Below are 4,361 nucleotides of genomic sequence, written 5' to 3'. Positions count from 1 at the left end.
TACCTTCCCTCTAATCGTCCAACACATCATTTTGCGTGAATATATAGTTTGGTCGCTGCACTTCCCCCGCCCCAACGTCGGCTTGTAGCTGCGTCAACGAGCGGATATGCCCCGTGAAAATTCGCATGAGGGCCTGGATCAACTTATCGCTGCGCCCGAGACGATATTGGAAATACTCGCGCGGGAAAATCTGGCAGGTGGTGAGTTCGGCAGCGCGGACGGAGGCCATGCGTTTCGAGTCGTCCACCAAGGCCATTTCGCCAAAAATTCCACCTTTGCCAATACGCCCGAGAATAGTCTCGCCCGTGGGAAGTGTCTTGAAGACCTCGACTGAGCCCGTCTCGATTAGATAGAGCGAATACCCCTCATCGCCTTCAGAAACGATCACGGCACCGGGATTATAGAGGCGGCGATCCGCAAGAGGGGCTGGTTTGCGCATGGTGAAGATTTTATCCTAGAAAGTTACACTTTCAATCGCGCCGCAATCTAATTTTAAGCAGGCTCGCATCTTGTGCACTGCACACTATCATATAGCCAAATTAACCCTAATTGAACGTTAAGAGGAGGAGGCCTAAGCGACGTTACATCGCAGCCCCCTCGCCCATCGGCGCTTACGCCGCCTCGCTATCCTCGATGATCCACGGCTCGCGCTTGCCTGCCTCGATCCATTCCACCATCGGCGGCAGGGCGAGCACGGCGGCCATATAGGCGCGGCTATCGTCATCCACATCCACGAGATAGGAGGTAAACCGCGTTACCACCGGCGCGAACATGGCGTCGGCAATCGTGGGGTTGCCGAAGAGGAACGGCCCGCCGAGGCCGAAGCGCTTGCGGCAGTCGCGCCACAGAGCGGTGACGCGGTTGATATCTTCCTGGGCGGCGGGGGTCAGATTACGCGGCGGCGTTGCGCGGCGAATATTCATCGGCAGGGCTGAGCGCAGCCCAACGAAGCCCGAATGCATCTCCGCCGAAACCGAGCGCGCCACGGCGCGGGCCAATGGGTCAAGCGGCCAAAGCTGCGCGTCGGGAGCCTGTTCCGCCGCCCATTCGCAGATGGCAAGAGAATCCCAGATCACCGTATCGTCGATTTTTAGCGCGGGCACCTTGCCGGTCGGGGAATGACGCAAAATATCTTGGCGGGAGGCGGCCTGATACAGCGGAATCAGCACTTCTTCGAACGGAATGCGCGCCAACTTCAGGGCAAGCCACGGGCGCAACGACCAGGATGAATAATTTTTATTGCCAATGAACAGCGTTAAACTCATAGCCTGCTTCCTCCAGCTTTTGTCTGTAAAAGCGATGGCGGCCAGCAAACCCGAGCGCCCGGCTGCTGGCAAGGGCTTTCGAAAATATCGGCTTTGCGGTTTTTACCGGGATGGGTTCGGCCTAGTAACGAACGCAAAAACCCGATAGGAAAAGCAAAGCGTAGAATCTACGGCCCTGCGGCTGTTATAGAAGACCGACCGAGCCAGGGGCTGCCCGCCCTCAGCCGGCGTTGATGGGATGGAGGACTGGGTGAAGGCGTTGAATCCGATTTTGATGTCGGGACGGGAAGTCCTGCCGCTAGTAGAAGGCGGCAAAGGGATCGCCGTTTCGAACGGTCAAAGCTCCGGCGCGTGGGCCGCTGCGGGCGGGATTGGCACTTTCTCGGGCGTCAATGCCGATCAATATGACGCCAACGGCCAGATCATTCCCATGATCTATCACGGCAAAACCCGCCGCGAGCGCCATGAAGAGCTAATCGCCTATTCCATCAGCGGCGGTATCGCCCAAGCCCAAATCGCCCATGAAACGGCGGGGGGGCAGGGGCGTATCCACATGAATATTCTGTGGGAAATGGCCGCCTCGGAAATCATTCTCAACGGCGTGCTCGAAGGCTCGAAAGGCCTGATTCACGGCGTTACCTGCGGCGCGGGCATGCCCTATAAGGTGGCGGAAATCTGCGCCAAATACGGCGTTTACTATTACCCCATCGTCTCCTCGGCGCGCGCCTTCCGTGCCCTGTGGAAGCGCGCCTACCATCGGTTTCCCGATCTGCTCGGCGGCGTGGTCTATGAAGACCCGTGGTTGGCGGGCGGGCACAACGGGCTCTCCAACTCCGAAGACCCGCATAAGCCGGAAGATCCGCTGCCGCGCTTGGTGGAACTCCGCCAAGTCATGCGCGAGTTTGGCCTGCATCAAACGCCGATCATTATGGCGGGCGGCGTGTGGTTTCTGCGCGAATGGCAGGATTTCATCGATAATCCCGATCTCGGCCCCGTCGGCTTCCAGTTTGGCACGCGCCCGCTGCTAACCCAGGAAAGCCCGATTTCCGGCGCGTGGCGCAAGCGCCTGCTGGAACTGAAACCCGGCGATGTCTATCTCAATCGTTTTTCGCCCACCGGCTTTTACTCGTCGGCGGTGGAAAATGCGTTTCTGCGCAACCTCAAGGGCCGCTCGGAGCGCCAAATCGCCTTCACTGCCCACGCCCACGGCGAGCATGATACCGAGTTGAAAATCGGCGCGCGCGGTCGCTCCGTCTTTGTGACCTCCGTGGATAAGGTCAACGCCGAGCAGTGGATGACGCAAGGTTTCACCGAAGCCCTGCGCACGCCGGAAAGCACCCTCGTGTTCGTCACCCCCGAGGATAGTGTGAATATTCGCACCGATCAGGTGGAATGCATGGGCTGTCTGTCGCACTGCAATTTCTCCAACTGGGCGCAGAATGAAACCGGCACAACCGGCAAATCACCCGATCCGCGCAGCTTCTGCATTCAGAAGACGTTGCAGGAAATTAGCCATTCCGACGATATCGACCATCAGTTGATGTTCGCCGGGCACAATGCCTATCGTTTCGGCCAAGACCCGTTCTACGCCAATGGGTTCGTGCCCACGGTACGGCAGTTGATGGATCGGATCGTCACAGGGGACTAAGAATCGCTGACGGGAAGGGCGACGGCGGAACGGCGGCGCGGTATACTGAAGCCATGTCGACCCGGCCCCCGCCCGACCCGAACGCGCCTGACCTGAATGCGCTTGCCGAACAGTTCCTTGATCTGTGGCAAGGGCAGGTTTCTGCTTGGGCGAGCGATCCGGCGACAACGGAATCGATGGCGCGGCTTTGGGCGTTGTGGGGGCTTACCCCGCCGCCGACGCCCCGCCCCGCACTCGCCTGCCTCAGCTCCGGGATCCGTTCACCGTGCCGTCGACCCCGCCGCCTCACCGCACCGATCCGCTCCCCCGTTTGGGGCCGCGCCCGCTGCCGCTGCATCTCCTGAGCTGCTGGAACTTCTACTCAAGCTCGCTGCCCGCCTCGCTGCTGTGGAGCAACGGTTGGCCGATCTTGAAGGGGCTGATGCCGCCCCCACCGCCGATCTCGGGCGGGTTTCCCCCAGCCCCCGGCATCCCCTTAAACCGTACCGGCGGCGCGGAAGAGTCTAAAGGCTTCGATCCGATCCGCTTTATCCAGGCCGTCGAAGCGGCGGGACGGCGGCGGCTCGGTGCCTTTCTGACGGGCGTGCAGCGCTACCGCGACCATCCCTATCGCCGAAACCTGCCCGACCCGCAGGAGCGGGCACGCTGGGGCAATATCCGCCTGCTCGATTACAGCGCGCCCGGCGCGACCGGCCCCATGCTGCTGTGTCTGCCGTCGCTCATCAACCGCGCCTATATTCTCGATCTCACGGAAGAGCGCAGCTTCTTGCGCTGGCTCGCGGGTACGGGCATTCGCCCGCTGCTGATGGATTGGGGCGCGCCGGGGGTGGAGGAGGCCGACTTCACCCTGACCGACTATATCGAAGGCCCCGTGTTCGACGCGCTGGCGCTGGCGAGCGCCCAGGCCGGGGGGCGCGTTGGGCTGCTCGGCTACTGCATGGGCGGGCTCCTGGGCGCTGGCGGCGGCCGAACGGCACCCAAGCTTGGTCGACCGGCTGCTGCTGCTGGCAACCCCCTGGGATTTCCACAGCGACCCCGGCCAGGCGCGGCGGCTAGCGGCGGCGCTGCCCGCGCTGACTCAGGCGATAGACTGGCACGGGGGCTTGCCCATCGATGTCATCCAAACTTTGTTCGCCGGGATCGATCCGCTGCAAATCGCCCGCAAGTTCGAAGCTTTCTCGCGCCTCGCCCCGGAGGGTGGCCCCGCACGGGCTTTCGTGGCGCTGGAGGATTGGCTGAACGACGGCGTGCCCTTGGTCGCCCCGGTGGCCCGGGAAACCCTGGGCGGCTGGTATCGGGACAATCACCCGGCGCAGGGGCGCTGGCGGGTGGCGGGCCGCCCGATCCGCCCCGCCCAGGTGGTTGTACCAACCTCGCGCTCATACCGAAAGCCGACCGCATCGTGCCGCCCGCGAGCGCTGCCCTCGCGCACGCGATTCCCGGCGGGT

Annotated in this window: 4 protein-coding genes; 2 read left to right on the top strand and 2 right to left on the bottom strand. The window is 62.3% G+C overall.

The window, feature by feature from the left end; genetic code table 11:
* Positions 1-10 precede the first annotated feature (10 nt).
* Together VZ95_RS15730 and VZ95_RS15725 are read right to left on the bottom strand one after the other, a co-directional pair.
* The gene (locus tag VZ95_RS15730) at positions 11-439 is read right to left on the bottom strand and encodes a cyclic nucleotide-binding domain-containing protein (protein WP_052711838.1); all 429 of its coding nucleotides are present in this window, start codon (positions 437-439) and stop codon (positions 11-13) included.
* Between the two features lie 172 nt (positions 440-611).
* Positions 612-1,265 carry a glutathione S-transferase family protein gene (locus VZ95_RS15725; protein WP_045776703.1) on the bottom strand — a complete coding sequence of 218 codons (654 nt, stop codon included), beginning with the start codon at positions 1,263-1,265 and terminating at the stop codon, positions 612-614.
* Between the two features lie 250 nt (positions 1,266-1,515).
* Between VZ95_RS15725 and VZ95_RS15720 the strand changes: the two genes are divergently transcribed.
* Both VZ95_RS15720 and VZ95_RS24320 read left to right on the top strand, forming a co-directional pair.
* Complete coding sequence (locus VZ95_RS15720) at positions 1,516-2,913, top strand: NAD(P)H-dependent flavin oxidoreductase (RefSeq protein ID WP_232302698.1); 1,398 nt, start codon at positions 1,516-1,518, stop codon at positions 2,911-2,913.
* 265 nt (positions 2,914-3,178) lie between these two features.
* A partial coding sequence (locus tag VZ95_RS24320; protein WP_156995343.1) for a hypothetical protein occupies positions 3,179-4,361 on the top strand: 1,183 nt, incomplete at its 3' end.

Source organism: Elstera litoralis (genome assembly GCF_000963705.1).
Lineage (GTDB): Bacteria > Pseudomonadota > Alphaproteobacteria > Elsterales > Elsteraceae > Elstera > Elstera litoralis.
Note: the sequence above shows the minus strand (reverse complement) of the source record. Positions and strands in the feature narration are given on the sequence as shown.

What these genes read in the sequence shown, in the direction of transcription:
- VZ95_RS15725 (WP_045776703.1), bottom strand. Translation starts at nt 1,265, where the DNA reads ATGAGTTTAACGCTGTTCATTGGCAATAAAAATTATTCATCCTGGTCG.
- VZ95_RS15730 (WP_052711838.1), bottom strand. Translation starts at nt 439, where the DNA reads ATGCGCAAACCAGCCCCTCTTGCGGATCGCCGCCTCTATAATCCCGGT.